This window comes from Kitasatospora sp. NPDC098663, assembly GCF_044760075.1.
Lineage (GTDB): Bacteria > Actinomycetota > Actinomycetes > Streptomycetales > Streptomycetaceae > Kitasatospora.
Map to the genome: position 1 here is coordinate 1 of NZ_JBIWAP010000038.1, position 19,903 is coordinate 19,903.

Here is a 19,903-nt window from a genome sequence, read left to right on the forward strand (position 1 = left end):
TCCCCCACCCCCCGCGCGGGGGGGGGGGGGCCCCGGGGGGGGGGGGGGGGGGGGGGGGGGGGGGGGGGGGGGCGCCCCCCCCCCCCCCCCCGACGGCGGGGGCCGCCAGACGGCGTCAGCGCACGGTCACGGTGAACACGGGGGAGGCGACGTCTCCGCTGACGATGCGCAGCTCGTTCAGGCCCTTGATGCCGAGCTTCACGCCGAGCGAGTAGGAACCGTTGTGGTTGGTGGGGACGGAGGCCGGCAGGGTGACCCACTTGCCGTGCTGCTTCTGCTGCAGGGTCACCTTGGTGCCCGCCTTGAGACCGGTGGTGGTGCCGTTGACCCGGAACAGCTGCCAGGCCTGCACGGACGTGACGGACGGCTTGGCGGTGATGCTGGCCTGCGCGGCGGCCTGCTGCGTGGTGGACGTGGGGTAGGCGGCCGGGGCGGCCGCCATGGCGGCGGTGCCCGCCAGTCCGAGGGAGAGCACGGCGACGGTGGTCACGGCGGCCAGACGCAGGGAGTTCCGCTTGGAGACGATCACGGGTGCCCCTTTCAAGGGGAGGTGATTGCTCGGCCCGAAGAGCACGGTCGGCGCGATTCGGGCTCTGTCATCTGTAGGGACGCCGCGCTCCACGCTTCGGTTGTGAGCGGATCGTCACCGCCTTGTAACAGTCGGCGATGCCTCGGAGTTCCCAACCCCCGCCGGTGTTGTCCGGCCGCAATTCGGTAGCGGACCGAGCGGTGCTTCGGGCAGGCTCGCGCGCATGGTCTCGGTGTTGCAGAACGTGGCGATCGACTGTGCGGATGCCTACGGGCTGGCTCGGTTCTGGAGTGAGGTGCTCGGTCATCCGCTGCACCCGGAGGACGGCCCGGGTGATCCGGAGACCGCGGTGATGCTGCCGGCGGGCCAGCTGTTGTACTTCCACCAGGTGCCGGAACCGAAGACCATCAAGAACAGGGTCCACCTGTGCCTGCGTCCGGAGACCACCCGCGAGGAGGAGGTCGAGCGGCTGCTGAACCTCGGGGCCACCCTCGTCGACGACCGCCGGGAACCCGATGGTGCCGGCTGGGCCGTCCTCGCGGACCCCAACACACGTGACTACCAGTTCTGCTGAGTTTACCGTCACGTCAGAGCACGCAAGAGGCCCCGCACGGTCAGAGAGACCGCACGGGGCATCGTCGTACATGGAGCCCACCAGATAGGGCGAGCTACTGGGATCAGTCCCACTCGATCCGCTGACCCTCGGCACTCACGCTCATCCGCAGCCGCTCGCCCGTGGGCTCACCCGCGACCCGCCACCGGGTGACCAGCTCGGCCACCGCGTCCCAGAGACGCACCGGCCCGCCCTGTCGGACCAGCCAGCGGCCCTCGTCCTCGAACACCACGGCCCATGACCCGCCGTCCACGTCCACCAATACGTACTCGGTGCGTCCGTTCCGGGGCATGGCGAAGTACTGCGCCGTGGGTGCTGCGAACTGCGCGACGAACCGGGCCGCCCACCGGTCGAGCACGTCAGCGCCGATGCCCGCCGGACGGGCCTCGCCCTGGTCGAGCGCGGGCAGCATGCCGAGCGGCGGGGGCATGTGCGGGCGGGCGAGCATGAACGACACACCGCCACCAAGTACCGGACCGGTTGCCGTGCCGTCCTCGGCCACCGTGAGCCGCACCAGCTCGGAAGCGTTCATCCAGCCGCCTACGGTCACCAGGATTTCGCCGCCCGGCCGAGTCTGCGCGATCCATTCGGCTGGAATGGTCCGGACCCCGCAGGTGGCGATGATCCGGTCATACGGCGCCCCCTTGGCGTGACCGGCGAGCCCGTCGCCCGTGACCAGCTCGGGCCAGAAGCCGAGCCCGCCGAGCGCCACGGAGGCCCGAGCCGACACGTCCGCGTCCACCTCGATAGATGTCACCTGGTCGTCGCCAAGGACGTGCGTCAGCAAGGCGGTTGAGTATCCGGTGCCGGTCCCCACCTCCAGCACGGTCATGCCGGGCTGCACCCGCAGGTCTTCGAGCATCCGGACCACCAGGCCGGGCAGCGTTGAGGACGACGTGGGCACCTGCGCCAACCGGCCCTCAACCTGTCGGGGGACCACACAGCCGGCGAGCTGCGTCACCAGCGTGTCGTCCTCGTACACGCGGCCGATCAGCTCGGGCCACTCCTCCAGAGACACGGGCCGGTACCACCCGTCGCCGTCGTACTCGAACCAGCCATCCCGCAAGAACGCCTCACGCGGCACAGCCAGCACCGCCGCTTCCCACTCGGGGGCCACGATCACCCCCGCCCCCTTGAGCTGCGCGGCCAGCACCGCCCGCAGCCCCTCGGACTCGCTCACTCGGTTACTCCGTTCTCCAGAAGGTCCGCAATCGCGGACGCGATCGGCAGTCCCGCCGCGTGCTCCAGCCACGCCCATTGACCGTTCGGGTTGCACTCCAGGAACCACCATTCACCCTCGGGGGTCACGGCGAAGTCGAACGCTCCGAAGTTCAGGCCGAACTCGCCGAGGAACCGCAGCAGAGCGACCCGGACCGGCTCGGGGCAGTCCACGGGTTCGTACGTCAGGTTCCGGTACTCGCTGCGCCAGTCGAGCACCCCCGGAGGGGCGGTGATCAGCGCGCAGAACACCTGCTCCCCGACCACCACTGCCCGCACGTCACCGGACTTCGGCACCTGCGCCTGGAAGAGATGGGCGCAGATGCTCACAGCGTCGGTGGTCTCCCCGGGCCCGACCGATGCCGCCCAGATACCGGCAGGCTCGCCGTCCACGTGGTAGGCCCCGGCATGCAAGGGCTTGTAGATCGCGGGTCGCGTGGCGGCGAACAGCTTCGCCTCGGCGGGGTTGTTGGTGATCAGTGTCGCCGGTACCGGCAGCCCGAGGCGGGCAGCGAGCGAGAGTTGTGCGGGCTTGTACTCGGCTCGGGCGATGGCCTGCGGGTGGCTCAGGTAGAGACAGCCCGGAAGTGCGCCGAGTACCCCACCGAGCCCCCGGCGGTTCTCCTGCGCGGCGAACCAGTCGGCCTGGTGGTCGGTGTCCGGCGTGTACGGGTTCGGCCGCCGGTGGTAGAGCGCGCGGATGCCGGAGAGATCGGCAGCGCGCCCACTCACGGTGAGACTCCCGGACCATCCGTCCGCCGTGATCGAAGCGGCCAACGTGGTGCGGGTCGGGAAGTCCCGTCCGGGGTCAAACCGGAGGACGGGCACCCGGCGTCGGTTCAGCTCCGTTATGACGAGATCGGCGGTCGCATCCTCGAATTCGGTGGCGACCAGCACCGGGCGTCCGTCCATGGCCCTACCTCCTAGTCCTGCGTCGCGTCGTGGCCGGTGTCCGGGTCGTTCTTCCCGTCCTTGCCCACCTGGGTGGGCGGGTAGGTGCCCACGGACGTGCCGTGCTTGCCGAGCTCGGCGGGGCTCATCTTCCCGTCCTCGCCGAACCACAGACCCGTCTGCGTCTCGGGGTCCAGCCCCGCGTACTGCCACTGCGACGGCTCCCCGTTGCGCAACGGCGCCATGCGCCCCATGCCCCACGGGGCCACGGGAACGAGTTCAGGAGCGGTGCTCAACTTTCCTCCTACGTCTAGGTGTTGCTCGGAAGTGCGAAGGACCCACCTTGCCCGCTCCAGCCTGTTGCCGGGTAGGAACAGGCAAGGTGGGGTTGTGCCCCGTCCCGGCGGGGGTGTTGACCCTTCCCCGCCCGCCGGAAAGGGAGTTCGCGGAGTGGCTAGCCTCGAAGGCGGCTCGCCCTGCGTATCGGAGTCGGCTGGCCGGGGCGCGTCCACCCGAGGGGGAACAGGACCGGTTCACCGGGGAACAGTTCGGCCCACTCGTCCGACATGACGCCGCCCCACCGGCCGCACGTCAGGCACCGCCAGACAGGCCCGCTCGGGCCACTCTGCACAGCCCCGGGCTCCGTGGCCGTCTCGACCTTGTGTCCGTAGCCCTCGGGGCACTCGTGCATGTGCCGCCCTCCGTAGCTCAGTTGATCAGTTTGGGCCCCGCCCCGGTCGTCCACGTCCGTCCAAGTCGCGTCACCGGGGCGGGGGTCGTACTTCCTCCGGCGGCAAGCAGACGCCCGCCGGGGGCTTACGGGGTGGCGGGGCGTCAGGCCGCCAGGCCGACGACGTTCGCGTGACTGTCCGCGTCCGCGACGCTGTCCCGGCGGGCGAAGCGCGCCCTGACGGCCGCCGCGTCAACGCCGTGGTAGTGCATCACGCGGTCGTGCACCGCCCGCATCCGGTCGAGCGTGGCGTCCAGTTCGGCCGTGGTCGCGCCGGTCTGCCCCGTCACCTGGTTGTCGAGCGAGCGTCCGAGGGCGCGCAGCTCGGCGAACGCGGCGTCCAGGGTGAACGGCCTCCGGATGGGGGTAAGCACGCTGGTCATTGCGAGATTCCTTACCGTCGCATAGGGGGCATGGGTTGTGCAGCCCGGCACAGCGCAGGCACCGCCGGGAGTCGAGCGGGCGGATTACGGCCGAGGCAGCATGCCCCACCTCGACCGGGGACGGGCGTGCCGAGCGCGGTGGGCGCGTTCGGTTGCCGGACTGTCCCGATTGGCCATAGCGGCAACCGCCTTGCCGTGCAGGGTCGATATGCAGTCGGCGCAGGCGAGCAGCCCGGCCGTGACTCCGCCGGCTGCGGTCACCGGGCCGAGCCAGAGCACTCGGACCGAGGTCCGCCCGCAGTAGAGCCAGCAGTCCCCGGCCGTCCACGGGTTCCCGTCGTTCTCCTCGGGCGGCTCCGGCAGGCGTCCCGCGCCGATCTCGGCCAGCGTAGGCAGCGCCTCGGCCGCAAGGGTCACGGCGGCTCTCCAGAACGAACGTGGCGAACCCTGATTCGCAACCGGGACCGCCGAGCGGCACGTCTTCGGCGCCACCAGGCTTCCCAGTTCCCGCCGTAGACGATGCCGAGCATGGCGACCGCCAGGGCGAAAAACCACCAGACCCAACGACGCGCGGCGTACGGGTCGAGCTTGGCCAGGGCGACCACCAGAGCAGCAGGGCCGAGAGCAACCACCACGGCCAGGGCGACACTCACGATGTTCGGTCGGTTCACTGCTGTCCCTCCGATCGGCGCCGGACTGTGTGATTCACCAGTACAGGGCTGCCGCCCACGCTTGGACAGAGCAGCGATGACGCATCCGTGTGGCATCCATGTCTCAGACTCTCTGCACCAAGGGTCCTGACCTGCTAGAACGGGTAGTCAGAGACCGGGAGGTGGCATGGCAGAGCGGCGCAGGGCCCTTGTTGAGAGGCGAAAGGCCCTTGGATTCACTCAGGAGTCCTTGGCTCAGAATCTCGGGGTGGACCGCTCTACTGTGGCGAGATGGGAAAGCGGGAAGGTAGACCCCCAGGATTGGCAACGCCCGACCCTGGCCAAGGAATTGCGAGTCACGCTAATTGAGCTTGGCTCTACTTTTGCGCGGCATGGCGGCTCCGCAACCCGCACGGGATGAGGTCCTCGGAAACTCGGCAGACTACGACGACGAGATTGAGGCAATTGAGCTGGCGCGCAGGGTCTCCGCCAGCGACGTGGGAAAGGAAACGCTGGAACGTCTTGAGCTGACTTTTCATGACCTGGCGATCAAATATCCAACCGTAGCTCCACAGGAACTCTTGGGCCAGGTGCGGAAATATGCGCTTTATGTAACAAGGCTCATGGATGCAAAAAAGACTCTCGCCGAACACCGACAGCTACTCGTAATAGGTGGCTGGTTCTCCCTTCTCGGCGCAACCCTGCATATTGACCTCGATCAGCAGGACGCAGCAACGGCGAGACTGCGAACAGCGATGACGCTAGCTCGGCATGCTGATAATTCAGAAATTCAGGCTTGGTGCTTTGAAACTGACGCCTGGCGAGTTCTCACTGACGGCGACTACTCAAAGGCCGTGGAACTCAGCGCTACTGCTCATCAGTTGGCGCCCGCCGGAAGTTCGGTCGAAATCCAGTCACTTGCCCAGCAAGGGCGAGCTTTTGCACGCTTGGGCCATTCGAACGAGACTTATGCCGCAATAGATCGAGTTCAAGAACTTTCGGCCACCCTGGGAACTCCAAATCGGCCAGAACATCATTTTCAATATGACCCAGCCAAATCACTTGCCTATGCGGCGACCACGCTTGCATGGCTCGGCGACCCGGCGGCCGAAGCATATGCACGAGAAGTCATTTCACGGCTTTCTCCCTCGGATGACGTTAGCAAATGGCCTCGCCGGGTGGCATCCGCCAATATCGACCTGGCGCTCTCCCTGGTGACTACCAATCGATTGGATGAAGCATGCGATTCAGCACAGCGCGCCATGCTGTCTGGTCGAGTGGCGCCGTCCAACCATTGGCGCGCCCTTGAAGTCGTCAGAGCAGTGGAGGTGCGAAAGATTTCCGATGCCCGAGACCTCAGGGAAGTTTATGAAGGAATGCGCCTAGCTATATCGCCATCGAGCGATTAACTGCGCAAACACAAAAAGGCCCCGCCCCGTTCCCCGCAGTGGGAGAACAGGACGGGGCCCTTGCGATTCCGAGACTTGATCAAGCGGCATGCTTGATGGGCGATCAATCCCAGATATCGGAGTCGTCATCCGGCTCGGGCGGCGCAATGGCCACACGAGCACTCGGCGACAATCCCAACTCTCGAATATAGCGCGCGAGTTGGGAGCGGTACTGTGCCGCAATGGTGGCGGCGCCGTTCTTCACCGTGCCGCGCTCAGCCGTGACCATGAGTCCGCGTTCGGAAAGGTCACGCTCCGCCTGGTCGATGCGGGCCACGCAGACGCACAGATCCTTGACGGTCGAGTGGTCCACCTCGCCGAGCCCCGCAGCCACTTCGAGAATCGGCACAACACGCTGCCACTCAGCCGAAGCCATTTCCCGACAGCGGATATTGGCTCCTTGGATCTCGGCGGCCGGCGAGTCCTTGAAAACCTCTCGCCAATCGGGCTCGGCAAGAACGGCGCGAGGGACAATCACCCCCTCTCTGATCTCGGCCTTGGACGGGTTTCCCTCGCGGGCCCGTATTGCTGCTGGCTTGGGTCGATACCGGTCAGCCATGGTCTCCATTCTTGCTCGCTGTAATGGTGTGCTGGGCATACAAAAGTTGCCGCAGCGCCGGTGTGAGTTTCCTCTCTCCCTGCCGATCACCCTTGGGCGCGGACGGGAGTACCCCCCTGGGTGGCGGGCCGCTCAGTCGCCCTGTGCGGCCACGTAGTCCTCACGCTGAGCCACGAGGCTCTGATTGAAATCGTCGGCAAGCTGCATTGATTCCTTTTCGACGCGATCCATGATCTCATCGAGAATCTGTGCCGCGTAATAGCGCTGCTCGGGTACGGTTACGGCTTCACCGATGATTCGCTGTGCGCGCTGCGCCTCGGTCATGACGTATCCGCGCTTGTGCCGGGCGGCCCGGTACTCCACATATGCCGCGAACCACGGTTCCGCCGACAGCGTGTCAAGGAACCGCTGATGGGCGTCATCGCCCGAGTTCGCGGCTTCCTCGGCCCGGCCCATCCAAGTCCCGGCGAACTCTCGGCTGTACTCGATCTCTCGTTCCGCGCGGCGCGCCTTCTCGGCGTCCTCTGCGGAACGCAACTGCGCCTCGGCATCGGCCAGCGGGCCGGACACCTTATCGATCTGCGCGCGCAGCTTGGCGACCCGCTCGGCGGCCTTCTCGATCTCGGCGCTCATATCAGTTGCCACCCTTCGTGGTGTCGCGCCCGAACTGGGCCGCAATCTTCTTCGCGTTCTCGTAGTAGCCGAGGGAAATGCGGACAGTGGTGCTCATGCGGTCGTACGCCTCGGGGTTCGAGTCGCGCATTGCAGCCAACTTCTCCATGCGCTCGTCTCGCTGCCACTCGGCAGCACGGGCCGCATCCTTGTCCCGGGGGCCGTCCAGATAGCCGAACCGGTCCAGGGTCTCGCTCATGCGTTCTCCGTCCTTCGCTGGCCGCAGGTTGTTACGGCTTCTATGGGTGATGGGGAGCAGACCTTGCCGGACCCCTCGTGGGGCCGTGCGGTCGTGACCTTTCCCGGTATGTATGGGGAGCGGTCCTTGCCCGCTCTCCCTCGTAAGCTGTGGGGAGCGGAGGTTTCCCGGCTTCGCTCGCTCCCCCTGCCGTAGTGAAGGGCGGAGGTTTCCGGCCAGCGGTGGTGAGGTGGCGAGAGTGGTCCTGTTTCTTGTTTTTTCTTAGTTTTTTCTATGCGTTCTAAAAAATAGGCAAGAACCACCACCCACCACCCCTCTTGCCGCTGTCGGCCAGTCCGGGCCGGCTGAGCCAAAGGCCACAGGCGCCCGCCTGCGGGCACAAGAGAGCCCCGGCCGACCGCAGGGGGCCGACCAGGGCTGTACGGGGCTCTATGGGGCGCTTACGCGGCTGCGGGCACCAGTTCGGGCACCCTGGCGGCGTCCCACGCGGAAAGCTCCTCGGCGGCCTCATCGAGTTCGCCCGACATGGCGAAGTCCACCCGCCGAGTGTCGAGCGTGCGCCATCCGCCACGGGTGCCCCGACGGACGTTCAGCCGTACTCCGGCGTCAACGAGCATGCCGCGCCGCTTCGCGGTGTCGGCCGCTTTCCAGTCGTCGGCGAAGGTGCGCCCGGTCGCCGTGGTGATGCGCTGCGGCTCGGTCTTCTCGCGGGACTCCAAGTCGGCTATGCGGTTGTCCAGTGCATCGTGTCGCCGCTGCCATTCCTGCGCGGCGTGCTTGGACTTCTGCTGTCCCTGGATTTTCAGGTGCGCGGTGAACTCGGCCACGGTCGCGTTCAACTCCGGCTCGGGGTCGTACCCGGGGACCACCACGGTTGTCCTGGTCTGGATTCCGCCGACCAGGCGCAGGAACTCGGCTATCACGTACTCGTCCGCCCAGTCGCCCCGGATGTTCGCGGGCGCTTCGCACTTGTCGCCCCGGGCGTGGTAGTTGCACTTGTAGACAGGCGCCTGATTCCTCTTGCTCTCCTGCCGGTTCAAGTACATGCGCCCGCCGCACGAATCGCAGTGGATGACCCGCAGCAACAGCGCTTCCGTGTCGGACCGCTCGCTGTTGTTGATGCTGCGCTCGTCCAGGACGGAGCCGATCTGGTCGAACTCCTCGCGGGTGAGAATCGGTGTCTCGCTGCACATGACCGGGTTGCCCTGGTCGTCGCGCACGGGCACGCCGTCGTGCATCTTCCAGCCCAACAGGACCTCGTTGCGGAGCATCCGGGTAATGACCGCAGGGGTCCACTGGAACGTCTCCCGCACGACGTGCTGCCCCTTGGTCCCGCCGGTCTTGCCGCCCCGCTCGCGGCCCATCCTGTCGGCCCAGTAGTCACGCGGGCTGAGCACCCCATCGGCGTTGAGCCCCGCAGCGATGCCGGACACCGTGGCCCCCTCCAGCAGCTCGCAGACGATGCGCTCAATGACCGCCACGGCGTCCGGATCGGGCACCAGCGTCCAGCCCTTGCCGCCGAACTCTTCGGGCATCGGGGCGGGCATGTAGCCGTACGGCGGACGGCCACCACCACGCCAGCGAAGCGGCATCCTGCGCATGGCAGCCTGCGCCCCGCTGACGCGGTCGCTGATGGACTGCGACTCGAACTGTGCGGCGAAAGCCAGCATGAACAGTTGGAGTTCCGCCATGGGGTCCATGGGGTTGCGGAAGTCGAACACCTGCCGACCCCCGCCCAGCCCCTCGGCGAAGATCAGTACCTTCCGGTGCTTACGCGCCCAGTTGGCAAGGGCGTACATGTGCCCCATGGACCGGATAGCGCGATCGAACCTCCAGAAGCACAAAGCGTCGTAGGCGTCCGGGTCGTTCAACCAGCGCACAAGCTGCGGGCGCTCCCAAGGGCTGGTCTTGGACGCGCTGACGTCAAGGTCCACCGCTTCGCGCAGCGCGTCACCCTCGCCGAACGTGACCCGCAGTTCCGCGCCTACGTGGTCGCACGCTTCCCGCTGACGCTCGGGGCTGGTGGTCTCGTCCGTCAGGACGGACAGTCGGATGCACCGGACGCCCCGAAGCGTCTCGGTGAACACCGTGCCGGACAGTGGATTGCGGGCATCTTCCATGTCCCACGTGGGGACCGGGGCTTGCCCGCTCGGGAGCGCGTTCGATGTTTCTTCCACGCGCTGTATAGGGAGCAAGGCTTGCCCGCTGCCCCGCCCCGAGCCCCTGACCAGCACAGATGCCGTTGCCATCTCTCACACTCCAGAACATCCAGTTCTGTGTGTTGGGAGACCCTGAGGGCAATGAATTCTGTGTTCTCCGCAGTGCGTCCGACCGCGCGGCGATGTCTTCCTGCGGCTCCCCCGCGCAACGGCCGGCTGCCCCGCAGTAGCTGGTCACAGCCGCTCGTCGACGGCCGGGGCGCCGCGGTGCTCTCCGGGCGGTGACGCGGTTCTCACGTCCGGTTCAGCGCGGCGTGGCGGCGAGCGGTCGGACGGCTTCCAGCACGTGGCGGCGGAGCCACCGGGACGCGGGATCGTCGTCGAGTCGGCGGTGCCAGCGCAGTTCGATGTCGGCCGCCGGCATCTCCAGCGGCACCTTGTGCCACCGGAGGGGCACCTGTCGCTCGACGAGGTGCTCCGCCACCACCCGGGGGCCGAGGCAGATGACGTCTCCCTCCAGCGCCATCAGGGCCGCCACGGCGAAGGAGGGAACCACGGCGACGACGCGGCGGGAGCGGCCCAGGCGGTGAAGGGCCTCGTCCAGCGGCCCGTGCGCGAGGCCTCGGCGGGAGGCGGAGATGTGCGGGTGGGCGCACAGGTCGTCCACCGTCAGCCGTGCGGCCTGGCCCAGCGCGGAGTGCGCCGCCACCACGGCGACGAAGTGGTCGGAGAACAGCGTTCGCGCGCGCACGTCCGGAGGGGGCGGGTCGGCGACGCCGATGTCGAGGTCCAGCGAGCCGTCGCGTAGCCGGTCGGGTTCCTTGGAGTCCTGGGCGACGAACCGCAGGCGGACCTCGGGTGCCTCGGCGGCGATCCGGTGGGTGAGGCGGGGCGCGAGGACGGGGCTGAGCCCGTCGTTGACGCGGATCGCGAAGGTGCGCCGCCACGACCGCGGGTCGCTTCCCGCAGCATCCACCCGGAGTTCGGCCGCAGCCTCCAGCAGCGCCTTGACCCTGACGGCCGACCGCTGGGCAAACGGGGTGGGCACGAGGCCCCGGCCGGCGCGCACCAGGATCTGGTCGTTCATCGCCCGTCGCAGCCGGCCCAGGGCCCTGCTGGTGGCCGGAATGGACAGATGAAGGCGCGTCGCGGCCGCGGACACGCTGCCGGTGTCCATCAACGCGTCGAACACGCGTAAGAGGTTGAGGTCCAACTGGTCGGCCACGGACGCCCCCTTCGTTTGCGCCTGACGCAAACTCCCTGTGCAAAGCATGCATTAGACATCGCGTCAGGAGCGTTCGAAACTGACGTCGTGGCCACCACACCCTCCGTCCCATCCACGAGGAGCTGCGGACATGCCGAACGCCAGGCACCCTGAGAACCGGACGCCGTCCCCTAGTGAAGCCACCGAAACCGTCGAAATCGCCGTAGTCGGCTGCGGGCCGGTCGGCATGACGCTCGCGGCCCTGCTGGGCAAGGCCGGGCACTCGGTCGTGGTGCTGGAACGCTACCCCGGCCTGTACGGCCTCCCGCGGGCCGCCAGCTTCGACGGCGAGATCATGCGCGCGCTGCAGGGGCTCGGAATCGTCGACGAACTGGCGCCCGCCCTGCGCACACAGGACGCGTACGAGTGGCGCAACGGGGCGGGTGACCTCCTCATCCGGCAGGTTTTCCGCCACGTCGGCGCCAGCGGTTGGGCCGACCTATACCAGTTCCACCAGCCCGACCTGGAGACGGCGCTGCACTCGTTGTGCACCTCGATGCCGAACGTCGATCTCCGTTTCGGCACCACCGTCACCGGCCTGTCCCAGTGCCGTGACCAGGTCACCCTGAACACGTCGGACGGTGCGACCTTCGCGGCGCGCTACGTGATCGGCTGCGACGGCGGGAACAGCTTCGTGCGGAACGCCCTCGGCGTCGAGCAGGACGACCTCGGTTTCTCCGAACCCTGGCTGGTCTGCGACTTCACCCTCCGGCGCCCCGCGGCCGAGCTGGGGCTGCCGTCGATGCTGCAGATCGGCGATCCCGAGGGACCGACCACCGTCATCACCACCGGTGCCGAACGCCAGCGCTTCTGCTTCCTGCTCGACGACGGCGACGACCTCGGGCGGGAACGTGCGGCGGACGGCGTGTGGTCCCGCGTGGGCCGCTACCTGTCCCGCAACGACGCCGACATCGCCCGAACCGCCACCTACACCTTTCAGTCGCTGGTCGCGAGGCGCTGGCGGGACGGCCGGGTCCTGCTCGCGGGCGACGCCGCACACCAGATGCCGCCCTTTCTGGGGCAAGGGCTCTGCTCGGGGATACGGGACGCACTCAACATCGCCTTCAAGCTGGATCTCGTGCTGCGCGGTATCCGGGGCGCCGAGGTGCTCGACACCTACCAGAGCGAGCGGGAGCCGCACGTGCGCGGCGTGACGGCCACGAGCATGGAACTCGGCCGCCAGCACACCCTGCGGGACCCGGTGCTCGCCCGCGAGCGCGACCGCACGCTGATGGCCCACCGACGCGCGCTCCGGGAGCCGGACCGGATCCGGCTGCCCGACCTCGGCCCCGGCCTGTTCGCCTCCGGCGGAGGCCGACTGTCCGTCCAGGGCCGGGTGAGCGACGGCCGACGGACGGGCCTGCTCGACGACATCGTCGGCGGAGGCTTCCGGCTGCTGGTCGCCGAGCAGGCTCTCCCCCGGCTGAACCGGGCCCAGCTCAGCGACCTGGGCGTCACGGTCGTCGGCTTCGGCCCCACCGCCACAGGCACCGCCGCCGGAGCCGCCGGAACCGTTCACGCCGGAGCCGTTCACGCCGGAGCCGCCGCCCCCGGATCCGTCGTCGCCGACCCGGACGGCACCCACCGTCGCTGGCTGTCCGACCTCGGCGCCACCGCTGCCGCCGTGCGCCCCGACAACTACGTCTACGCAGCCGGGCCGGACGCCGACGCGGTAGCGAACCAGCTACTGGCCCTCCTCACCCCCGACACCTGAGCCCGGAACCCGCTCAGCCGGCCCCGCCGCCGTGTTCCGCGCCCGGAACCGCGCCCACACCCACGAACCCACGCCCACCAGCAGGGCCGCCCCCAGCGCGTACACCGGCAGCCAACGCGTCGTCGTCGCCGACAGACAGACGTCGACGGCCTGGCGGCTCTGCTCCCGCTGCACGTACGCCAACTCGTCACCGGCGCGCCCGGCCAGGTCCCCCAGCGTGGCCTGCGTCCGCAGGACCTCGTAGCGGCCGGCCTCGACGCACCCGCTCCGCGTCGCCGGCATGGGTAACAGCCAGTTCCAGCGCTGAAGTGCCGGAGCCAGCGCCAGCGCCACGCACAGCCCCACGACCAGCGAATACGCCACCAGGCTCCGCCCGTAGGCCGCCCGCCGACCCGGTACCGGCAGTGGCGCACGACCGAACGACAGGACCACCGCGAGCAGCGTCACCCCGAGATAGGTGGAGAACCACTGCCATGACCCCTGCGCGAGCGAGAACGCCAGCACCGCGCCGAGCGCCGTCCCCAGCACACCGGCATCACCGGCCGTCCGTCCCCCGCCGGTGCCCGTGGACCCGGACACGGGGCCGTGGGCACTTCCAGGGCTGCTGCGCCCACTCACAGGCTCTCCTCGTCCGTCAACGGGGCACCAGCCTCCCGCCACCGCCTACCGCCACGGCTTGTCACCACACCGGTGGGCCCTCGGACACCACCCACCCAGCCCAGCCCGGGCCTACGGACGGGTCAGTGCCCTCACTGCTCCCAGTCGTCGAGGTCGGGCAACCGTATCCAGCTGTCGGCGTGGCCGGTGACGGCGCGGGCGTCGGCGGCGATGCAGGCGAGGCCGGTGGGCCGGTGCCCTCCAGGAGGAAACCGCCCAAGGCCTGGACGAGTTGCCGCCCTTGCTGGACGGTGGCCTGCTCGGTCGCTGTCCGGTGCCTTCGGTCGCTGCTGGGGCCGTGCCCTCGGTGACCGCCACTCGCCACCGGGCAGCGCCGCAGGGCTCTCCCCCGACTGACCGGCCGTCGACCGAGGTCAGCGGTACCAGGTGCGGACGACGGCCGCCGTCTCGCGGACGTCCGCGTCCCCGGCGCGGATGCGGGCGGCCAGGTCGGCGGCCTGCTTCGGCTCCGCGGTGACGATGACCCCGGAGGCACTGAGGTACGAGGCGGCCACGACAGCGGCGAAGTGCTCGTTGGCGAACTCCAGGGCCGGCACGCGGATCAGCTGGTGCATGAGGGCGGCGGCCCGCTGGTGCACCTCGCCGTACACCGGCACGTCCACGACCTCGTCGAGGTGTCGGGCGACCGCGGCGGCGAGGGTGCCGTAGTCGGTGACGTCCGGATCGGCGGGCAGGAACTGGTGGACGATGTCAAGCAGCCACGCCCGGTCTATCCGGAGGATCACGCGGCGTCCGCCGCGGCGTCACGGGTGCTCTGCGGGTAGAGCCCGAACTCGGCCTCGAACGCCGGTGCCCACGTCGGCGCGAAGTGCGCCGCGGCTGTCAGGAACCGCTCGCGCCGCTCGTCCGCCTCCTCTGCGAGCACCTTGCGGGCATAGTCCGTCAGGCTGAGCCCCGCAGCCTCCGCCCGCTGCTCCAGCGCTTCGTGGACGGCGTCGTCCAGTCGCACGTTCAGCTGCTTCATAACGGCGAATCGTAGTTCGGGGTACACCTCGCTACAAGTCTGAAGGCGGCGTGTCGGGCACCACAGACCACCCGGCGGGAGGCGGCACGTCCTCACGACCAAACTCGGCTGACGGTCGACGGTGCCTCGGCACCTTGGCTTTCTCGCCCAAGTCGGAGTCTCGGTCGCTTGGGTCGCTTCAGTAGCTGCCCTGCCGAGTCACATCCTGGGCTACGGGCTCTCCGCCGGCTCAGGCCTCCAGCGACTGACCCGAATCCGGTGCCACAAAAGGCCGTACGTACCGGGACAGCAGGGCAACGACACTGTCCTCGGAGGGCAGGGGCGACCGAAGCGACTCAGCGACTCAGTGCTGGAAGCGTTCGGTCACTGATCGCTCCTACGGACATAGTCCCAGGTCACAGCCACAAAGCGACTCTCCCGGGCCTGAGGCGGAGCTACTGAAGCGACCCAAGCGACCCAAGTCGGGGACTTCCACGAGAACCTGGTCCGGCGACACGCCGGGGAACAGTGCCCGAGAGACTCAGTCGCTTTCAGTCGCTGAGGTTCAGTCGCTGGGAAAAATCCCAGGTCAGGGCAGGTTCACCCACTCCGTCAGCGACCGAAGCGACTCAAGGTCAGGTATATGAAGACATTCCCCTGTGCGTGTGCGCGTTATAGACCCGGGCTACAGTCGCTTCAGTCGCTGTTTGCTGTTAAAACCGGCTTTGACCTGCGAAAATGCCGGAAGACCGAAACCAGCGACTGAACAGGGTCAGTCGCTGGCCCGGGTTTCGGTAGCTGAGTTTCGCCGCAGACTCCGGCGGTTCGCGTCCCCACGTCCTCGCTCGGATAGTCTGTGTGAGCTATCTTCTGGACTTCGGTCGCTTCAGTCGCTGATCCGGCGCCCACCAGTGCCCTGACCTGGCTATTTGCCCTCAGCGACTGAACGAGCGACTCAAGTCCGAGCAGCTACCAACCATGGGGAGAGGGACCAGCGTGACGGCGCCTAAGGCCGTGGGGAGCGACCGAGCGTTTCGGCAGCCGGATGCGCTGGCCGTCGCGCGCTGGTGCGCAGTCCAGGGTTGGCCCGTGCACCCGCTCGCACCAGGTCGCAAGACCCCGCCCGCCAACTGCCAGCCCTGCCAGGAGCCGGCTCACAGTCCCGCCGACTGCCCGTGCCCTGAGGCTGGTCGCTGGTGCCACGGCTTCCACGCGGCCACTCTCGACCAGGACGTGCTCACCGCCTGGTGGCGCGTCAACCCGGACTTCGGTACCGGGGTCGCCTGTGGCCCGGCGGGTCTCGTCGTCATCGACGTCGACAGTCACCCCAGCGCCGTCCCCGCCCGGGACCGGATCCTGCCTGGAATCCCGATCCACGAGAACGTCAACCTCGACGGTCTCGAGAACGGGTACCACACCCTCGCTCTGCTCGCGGCCCTGCGCCAGGCTCCTGACCCTGCGACGGACACCGAAACCCTGCGGGTGCGCACCCCCTCCGGTGGCCTGCACATCTGGTACCAGGAGGACGCCCCCCGCAGGTTCGCCTGCTCCACCGGCTCCTCCAACGGCCGGGCCCTGGCCTGGCAGGTCGACGTGCGTGCCCATGGCGGCTACATCGTCGCCCCCGGCACCGTGACCACCGCCGGTACCTACACCGCGCTCCCCGGGGCAAGGACCCCCGCGCCCCTGCCCCAGTGGCTCAGCGACGAACTCGTCCGCACCGGCCACCTCAAGGACCAGCCCGGCAACCAGCGCCCCTCCCAGCCGTCCGTCCCCGACCGTGGCCGCGCGGCCGTCGTGGCGGCAGGCGGCGGCAAGCGCGGTGCCGAGCGTGTCCTCGACACCGTCCTCCAGGACGTCACCGACTGTGCCACCACCCCCGAGGGGGCCGGTTTCACCGGGAAACTCAATCGCGCCGCCTACACGATGGGAGGCCTGGTCTCCGCCGGTCACCTGACCCACACCGCCGCCGAGCGGCTCCTGCTGGACGCGGCCCGCACCGCCCGCCCCAGCCAGGACAGGCAAAGCTCCGCCGTCATCCGTTCCGGCCTCGCCGCCGGCGCCCGACAGCCCCTGCACGTTGGGAAGGCACGCGGATGAACGACAGCACCCGCAAGAGGACGGTCTTCGATCCCGTGGCCACGGCCCAGCAGATCCTGGAGTACCCGCCGGTCCCCGGCCCAGCCTCCCCACCACCCTGGCACGGAACCCCCGTCCAGGAGAGCCTTCTCGACACCCCGTCCGCCGAACCCGCGCCGGCTCCCGAGCCTGTTCAGGAGGCCAAGCAGGCCCCGGCGGGTCCGGAGGCGAGCGCGCACGGCCTCCTGCCGGACTCGCTGTCCGACCGGGGCAACGCCAAGCTCTTCGTCCACCTCTACGGAGGCGACTACCGCCACGTCCCCGGCCTCGGCTGGTACCGCTGGGCGGCGCACCGCTGGCAGCTCGACGAGGACGACACCGTCCTGTGGGCCGCCGGCGAGATGGCCGAGAGCATCGCCACCCACGACTCCCGCGGCGTCTACACCAACACCGATCTGCGTCGGCACCGCCGCCGGGCCCTCTCCACCTCGGGCATGAACGCCATGCTCGCCCAGGCCAAGTCCGCCCCGGGCATGGTCCTCAACGCCGCCCTCCTGGACGCGGACGCCTACGCCCTGTGCACCCCCGGCGGCGTGGTCGACCTGCGCACCGGCGCCATCGTCCCGCCCGACCCGAAGGTCCACCACCACTCCCGCTCCACCACCCTGGCCCCCGCCCGGATGCGGACCCCGCGCTGGGACCGCTTCCTCACCGACACCTTCGGCGACGACAAGGAAGGCCGGCAGACCCGCGACTTCCTCCACCTGCTGCTCGGCTACTCGATCAGCGGCGACGTCGGCGCCCAGGTCATGCCGTTCCTCTACGGCCAGGGCAAGAACGGCAAGAGCGTCCTGCTGGACGTCATGATCCAGCTCCTCGGCGACTACGCGGACGCGGCCCCGCCTGGCTTCCTGATGGCCAAGACCTTCGACGGGCACCCCACGGACCTCGCCGAACTCCACGGCCGGCGCATCATCGTCTGCTCGGAACTCAAGCCCGGCGACCGCTTCGACGAGGCCCGGGTGAAGCTCCTCACCGGCGGCGACAAGATCAAGGCCCGCCGGATGCGCCAGGACTTCTTCTCCTTCGAACCGACCCACAAGCTCTGGCTGCTCGGCAACCACCGCCCCGAGGTCGGCACCGGCGGCTTCGCCTTCTGGCGCCGCATGCGCCTGATCCCGTTCGAACGGGTCGTCCCCGAGGAACGTAAGATCGACAACCTGGCCCACGTCCTCGTCGCCGAGGAGGGCCCCGGCATCCTCGCCTGGCTCATCGACGGCGCCCGCCGCTACTTCGCCGGCGAGAAGGACCTCGCCGGCCCCCAGCGCGTCCAGGTCGCCACCACCGCCTACGCCGAGACCGAGGACCACGTCGGCCGCTTCCTCAAGGAGGCCTGCATCACAGGCGAGGGCATGCGCGCCGAACAGTCCCAGCTCTTCGGCGCGTACACCCGCTGGTGCGGATTCGAAGGCGCCAATCCCGTATCCGGTCGTGCGTTCGCTGCACGAGTTCGCGAGACACTGGGTATGACCTCCCCCAAGGAGATGGTCCTGTCCAACAGTCGCAAGTACTACCCGGGCATCGGCCTGATCACCGACGACACAGAGGAGCAGAACGCGTGAGCGCGCTGATCGACCCGGCCGAGCTCGCCCACGAAACCGATCTCGTCTGGCTTGAGGACACCACCGACCTCGACTACGTGCGCCAGTCCCTGGACCGTCTCACCACCCGTCGCGGCCGTCCCGCCTACCACCGCGACGGCCGCATGGTCGGCTACGCCATCCTCGGCCCCGACGCCAGGTCCTCCCGGGCCTCCGGCACCTTCCGCCGCCGCGTCTTCTGGCTCCTGCCACACGACCGCGACCAGGACCCCGAGGGCCTCTACTCCACCGGCGCCCCCTCCGAAGCCGTCGACCCGCGCACCGTCGCCCCCGGCGTCAAGGGGTACAAGACCGAGCGCTCCGAGGGCGGCCCGGCCTCGCCGGCGATGCTTGAACTGGGGATAACGCTTCCGAAGGCGTGACCGTATCGGCGTGGGTGCACTCGCACCCACGCCGTTCTGCTCAGGCGGCTGCTTTTCGTCCGGCTCCGGCGGTTACGGCTCGGCGTCCGGGCGGCGCTTCTCCTCGAAGAGAGCCGACTGCCCCGCCAGGAGGCTGTCCAGGAACCGGCCGTGCTGCGAGGGCGTACGGTACTGAGGCTCCAGGGCTGGGGTGAGGGCCTGCGGAACCTCTGCTTGCGGAACGCCGGCCTGTGGGGCTTCGGCCCGGGGCTTTTCGGGTTGCAGCGTTTGGATCCGTAGGGTTTCGCTCTGGAGGACTCGGGCCCGGAGGACTTGGGTCTGCGGAACCTCGACCTGGCGGACCCGCCCGGCGCCCAGCACACCGAGCGCCTCGGCGAGGCAGGTCATCGCCTGACCGGTCTCGGCCTCCCTCTCCCCCGGCCTCTCCCCCGGCCTCTCCGCCGGCCTCTCCCCCGTGGTGATCTCGTCCTCCACCTGGGTGCGGCCGCGCGGCGACGTATGTGCCTTCGCGGCTCTCCCTGCCTTCGCACCGCCACGGCCGGCCACCGCCGCCCCCGTGCGCGACGCGGCGGACTCCTTCCGAAGCCGGTCGACCTCCGTCTCCAGTGCCGCCAGGCGCATCCGCAGGTCGTCGAGCTCGCTCATGCTCCCCCTCGTTCAGGACCGTCCCCGGCCTCCCACGGCCGTTGACGTGCCGCTTCAGCCTAACCGGGCGCTCCCGGGCCGTCGCCTCCGGCTACGGACTTGGCCACGGGCACGCCAGTTCGTTCGACAACCACACGTTCGCCAAAGGCGACGGCGCGTAGTGCGGACGCTGCCGCAGAGCCGTCACTTCGCCTCCTGGGCATGGGGAGCGGCCGCTGAGACCCCGCAGCCGTCGGGGCCTCACGGGGTTGCGGCTCCGGGCAGTCCGCAGAGGTCGAGCAACTCGTGGAGGCGGTCAGCTGACAGGTTCGGGTTGGCTGCGGCTCCTTCCGCGAGCTCCGGGTCGTTCAGCAGAGCTGAGAGCAGGTCGAGAGGAAGGCACGGATTGGCTGCCGCGGCTTGACGGACACGGGGTTCTCGGTGGTGTGTCCGAAGACCTGGTCGATGGCGGCGCGCTGCGGCCAGGTCCGCGGCAGTGGGTGCAGCAGGGCCCGGGTTCGTACGGC

Annotated in this window: 24 protein-coding genes; 7 read left to right on the top strand and 17 right to left on the bottom strand. The window is 69.0% G+C overall.

From position 1 onward, the window contains the following. Positions 1–115 precede the first annotated feature (115 nt). A complete protein-coding gene (locus tag ACIQVZ_RS31730; protein ID WP_350878997.1) occupies positions 116–529 on the bottom strand; it encodes a hypothetical protein in 414 nt (137 codons plus the stop codon). Between the two features lie 223 nt (positions 530–752). Here ACIQVZ_RS31730 and ACIQVZ_RS31735 point away from each other — a divergent pair, with 223 nt between their 5' ends. After that, positions 753–1,103: a VOC family protein gene (locus ACIQVZ_RS31735; RefSeq protein WP_402454710.1), complete on the top strand. Its 351-nt coding sequence runs from the start codon at positions 753–755 to the stop codon at positions 1,101–1,103. A 103-nt stretch (positions 1,104–1,206) separates the two neighbouring features. Here the strand turns inward: ACIQVZ_RS31735 and tgmC are convergent, their stop codons facing one another. The 6 genes from tgmC to ACIQVZ_RS31765 all read right to left on the bottom strand — a co-directional run bounded on the left by tgmC (position 1,207) and on the right by ACIQVZ_RS31765 (position 5,035). Beyond that, complete coding sequence (gene tgmC / locus ACIQVZ_RS31740; RefSeq protein WP_402454712.1) at positions 1,207–2,322, bottom strand: ATP-grasp peptide maturase system methyltransferase; 1,116 nt, start codon at positions 2,320–2,322, stop codon at positions 1,207–1,209. Beyond that, on the bottom strand, positions 2,319–3,257 hold the full coding sequence (gene tgmB / locus ACIQVZ_RS31745; protein ID WP_402454715.1) for an ATP-grasp ribosomal peptide maturase: 939 nt from the start codon (positions 3,255–3,257) through the stop codon (positions 2,319–2,321). Before tgmB ends, tgmC begins: the two co-directional genes overlap by 4 nt. Before the next feature lie 26 nt (positions 3,258–3,283). Then, on the bottom strand, positions 3,284–3,547 hold the full coding sequence (gene tgmA, locus ACIQVZ_RS31750; protein WP_402454717.1) for a putative ATP-grasp-modified RiPP: 264 nt from the start codon (positions 3,545–3,547) through the stop codon (positions 3,284–3,286). 538 nt (positions 3,548–4,085) lie between these two features. Next, complete coding sequence (locus ACIQVZ_RS31755; RefSeq protein ID WP_402454719.1) at positions 4,086–4,364, bottom strand: hypothetical protein; 279 nt, start codon at positions 4,362–4,364, stop codon at positions 4,086–4,088. An 84-nt stretch (positions 4,365–4,448) separates the two neighbouring features. Continuing rightward, positions 4,449–4,781, bottom strand: a complete 333-nt coding sequence (locus ACIQVZ_RS31760; RefSeq protein WP_402454721.1) for a hypothetical protein — start codon at positions 4,779–4,781, stop codon at positions 4,449–4,451. After that, positions 4,778–5,035 (bottom strand): hypothetical protein, encoded by a 258-nt coding sequence (locus ACIQVZ_RS31765; RefSeq protein WP_402454724.1) that lies wholly within the window; start codon positions 5,033–5,035, stop codon positions 4,778–4,780. Before ACIQVZ_RS31765 ends, ACIQVZ_RS31760 begins: the two co-directional genes overlap by 4 nt. Positions 5,036–5,201: 166 nt before the next feature. Here ACIQVZ_RS31765 and ACIQVZ_RS31770 point away from each other — a divergent pair, with 166 nt between their 5' ends. Both ACIQVZ_RS31770 and ACIQVZ_RS31775 read left to right on the top strand, forming a co-directional pair. Further along, positions 5,202–5,435 carry a helix-turn-helix transcriptional regulator gene (locus ACIQVZ_RS31770; protein ID WP_402454727.1) on the top strand — a complete coding sequence of 78 codons (234 nt, stop codon included), beginning with the start codon at positions 5,202–5,204 and terminating at the stop codon, positions 5,433–5,435. Beyond that, positions 5,386–6,423, top strand: coding sequence for a transcriptional regulator (locus ACIQVZ_RS31775; RefSeq protein WP_402454730.1), 1,038 nt, complete (start codon positions 5,386–5,388; stop codon positions 6,421–6,423). Before ACIQVZ_RS31770 ends, ACIQVZ_RS31775 begins: the two co-directional genes overlap by 50 nt. Positions 6,424–6,526: 103 nt before the next feature. Here ACIQVZ_RS31775 and ACIQVZ_RS31780 read toward each other — a convergent pair whose 3' ends face one another. From ACIQVZ_RS31780 to ACIQVZ_RS31800, 5 genes are all read right to left on the bottom strand, one after another. After that, positions 6,527–7,030 (bottom strand): phage terminase small subunit P27 family, encoded by a 504-nt coding sequence (locus ACIQVZ_RS31780; protein WP_402454732.1) that lies wholly within the window; start codon positions 7,028–7,030, stop codon positions 6,527–6,529. 123 nt (positions 7,031–7,153) lie between these two features. Continuing rightward, the gene (locus tag ACIQVZ_RS31785) at positions 7,154–7,654 is read right to left on the bottom strand and encodes a hypothetical protein (protein WP_402454734.1); all 501 of its coding nucleotides are present in this window, start codon (positions 7,652–7,654) and stop codon (positions 7,154–7,156) included. Between the two features lies 1 nt (position 7,655). Next, positions 7,656–7,892, bottom strand: coding sequence for a hypothetical protein (locus ACIQVZ_RS31790; protein ID WP_402454736.1), 237 nt, complete (start codon positions 7,890–7,892; stop codon positions 7,656–7,658). Positions 7,893–8,332: 440 nt separating this feature from the next. Next, positions 8,333–10,012: a recombinase family protein gene (locus ACIQVZ_RS31795; protein ID WP_402454739.1), complete on the bottom strand. Its 1,680-nt coding sequence runs from the start codon at positions 10,010–10,012 to the stop codon at positions 8,333–8,335. 343 nt (positions 10,013–10,355) lie between these two features. Beyond that, a complete protein-coding gene (locus ACIQVZ_RS31800; protein WP_350878994.1) occupies positions 10,356–11,276 on the bottom strand; it encodes a LysR family transcriptional regulator in 921 nt (306 codons plus the stop codon). Between the two features lie 130 nt (positions 11,277–11,406). Here ACIQVZ_RS31800 and ACIQVZ_RS31805 point away from each other — a divergent pair, with 130 nt between their 5' ends. Then, on the top strand, positions 11,407–13,029 hold the full coding sequence (locus ACIQVZ_RS31805; RefSeq protein ID WP_402454741.1) for a bifunctional 3-(3-hydroxy-phenyl)propionate/3-hydroxycinnamic acid hydroxylase: 1,623 nt from the start codon (positions 11,407–11,409) through the stop codon (positions 13,027–13,029). Here the strand turns inward: ACIQVZ_RS31805 and ACIQVZ_RS31810 are convergent. The 3 genes from ACIQVZ_RS31810 to ACIQVZ_RS31820 form a co-directional block, all read right to left on the bottom strand. Further along, positions 13,000–13,608 carry a hypothetical protein gene (locus tag ACIQVZ_RS31810; RefSeq protein ID WP_402454743.1) on the bottom strand — a complete coding sequence of 203 codons (609 nt, stop codon included), beginning with the start codon at positions 13,606–13,608 and terminating at the stop codon, positions 13,000–13,002. The genes ACIQVZ_RS31805 and ACIQVZ_RS31810 overlap by 30 nt on opposite strands. A 452-nt stretch (positions 13,609–14,060) precedes the next feature. Beyond that, positions 14,061–14,432, bottom strand: a complete 372-nt coding sequence (locus ACIQVZ_RS31815; RefSeq protein ID WP_402454746.1) for a fic family toxin-antitoxin system, toxin component — start codon at positions 14,430–14,432, stop codon at positions 14,061–14,063. Further along, on the bottom strand, positions 14,429–14,767 hold the full coding sequence (locus ACIQVZ_RS31820) for a plasmid mobilization protein (protein WP_402454748.1): 339 nt from the start codon (positions 14,765–14,767) through the stop codon (positions 14,429–14,431). Before ACIQVZ_RS31820 ends, ACIQVZ_RS31815 begins: the two co-directional genes overlap by 4 nt. Positions 14,768–15,664: 897 nt before the next feature. Between ACIQVZ_RS31820 and ACIQVZ_RS31825 the strand changes: the two genes are divergently transcribed. Genes ACIQVZ_RS31825 through ACIQVZ_RS31835 form a run of 3 tightly spaced genes read left to right on the top strand, consistent with a single transcriptional unit; the run spans position 15,665 to position 18,752 of the window. Then, the gene (locus ACIQVZ_RS31825; RefSeq protein ID WP_402454856.1) at positions 15,665–16,750 is read left to right on the top strand and encodes a bifunctional DNA primase/polymerase; all 1,086 of its coding nucleotides are present in this window, start codon (positions 15,665–15,667) and stop codon (positions 16,748–16,750) included. After that, positions 16,747–18,351 carry a phage/plasmid primase, P4 family gene (locus ACIQVZ_RS31830; RefSeq protein WP_350878984.1) on the top strand — a complete coding sequence of 535 codons (1,605 nt, stop codon included), beginning with the start codon at positions 16,747–16,749 and terminating at the stop codon, positions 18,349–18,351. Before ACIQVZ_RS31825 ends, ACIQVZ_RS31830 begins: the two co-directional genes overlap by 4 nt. Continuing rightward, positions 18,348–18,752 carry a DUF6009 family protein gene (locus ACIQVZ_RS31835; RefSeq protein WP_063352543.1) on the top strand — a complete coding sequence of 135 codons (405 nt, stop codon included), beginning with the start codon at positions 18,348–18,350 and terminating at the stop codon, positions 18,750–18,752. The genes ACIQVZ_RS31830 and ACIQVZ_RS31835 overlap by 4 nt, the downstream gene beginning before the upstream one ends. 72 nt (positions 18,753–18,824) lie before the next feature. On the opposite strand, the gene ACIQVZ_RS31840 is transcribed toward ACIQVZ_RS31835, so the two are convergent. After that, complete coding sequence (locus tag ACIQVZ_RS31840; RefSeq protein ID WP_402454752.1) at positions 18,825–19,397, bottom strand: hypothetical protein; 573 nt, start codon at positions 19,395–19,397, stop codon at positions 18,825–18,827. A gap of 240 nt (positions 19,398–19,637) precedes the next feature. Next, positions 19,638–19,862, bottom strand: coding sequence for a hypothetical protein (locus ACIQVZ_RS31845; RefSeq protein ID WP_402454857.1), 225 nt, complete (start codon positions 19,860–19,862; stop codon positions 19,638–19,640). Positions 19,863–19,903 lie beyond the last annotated feature (41 nt).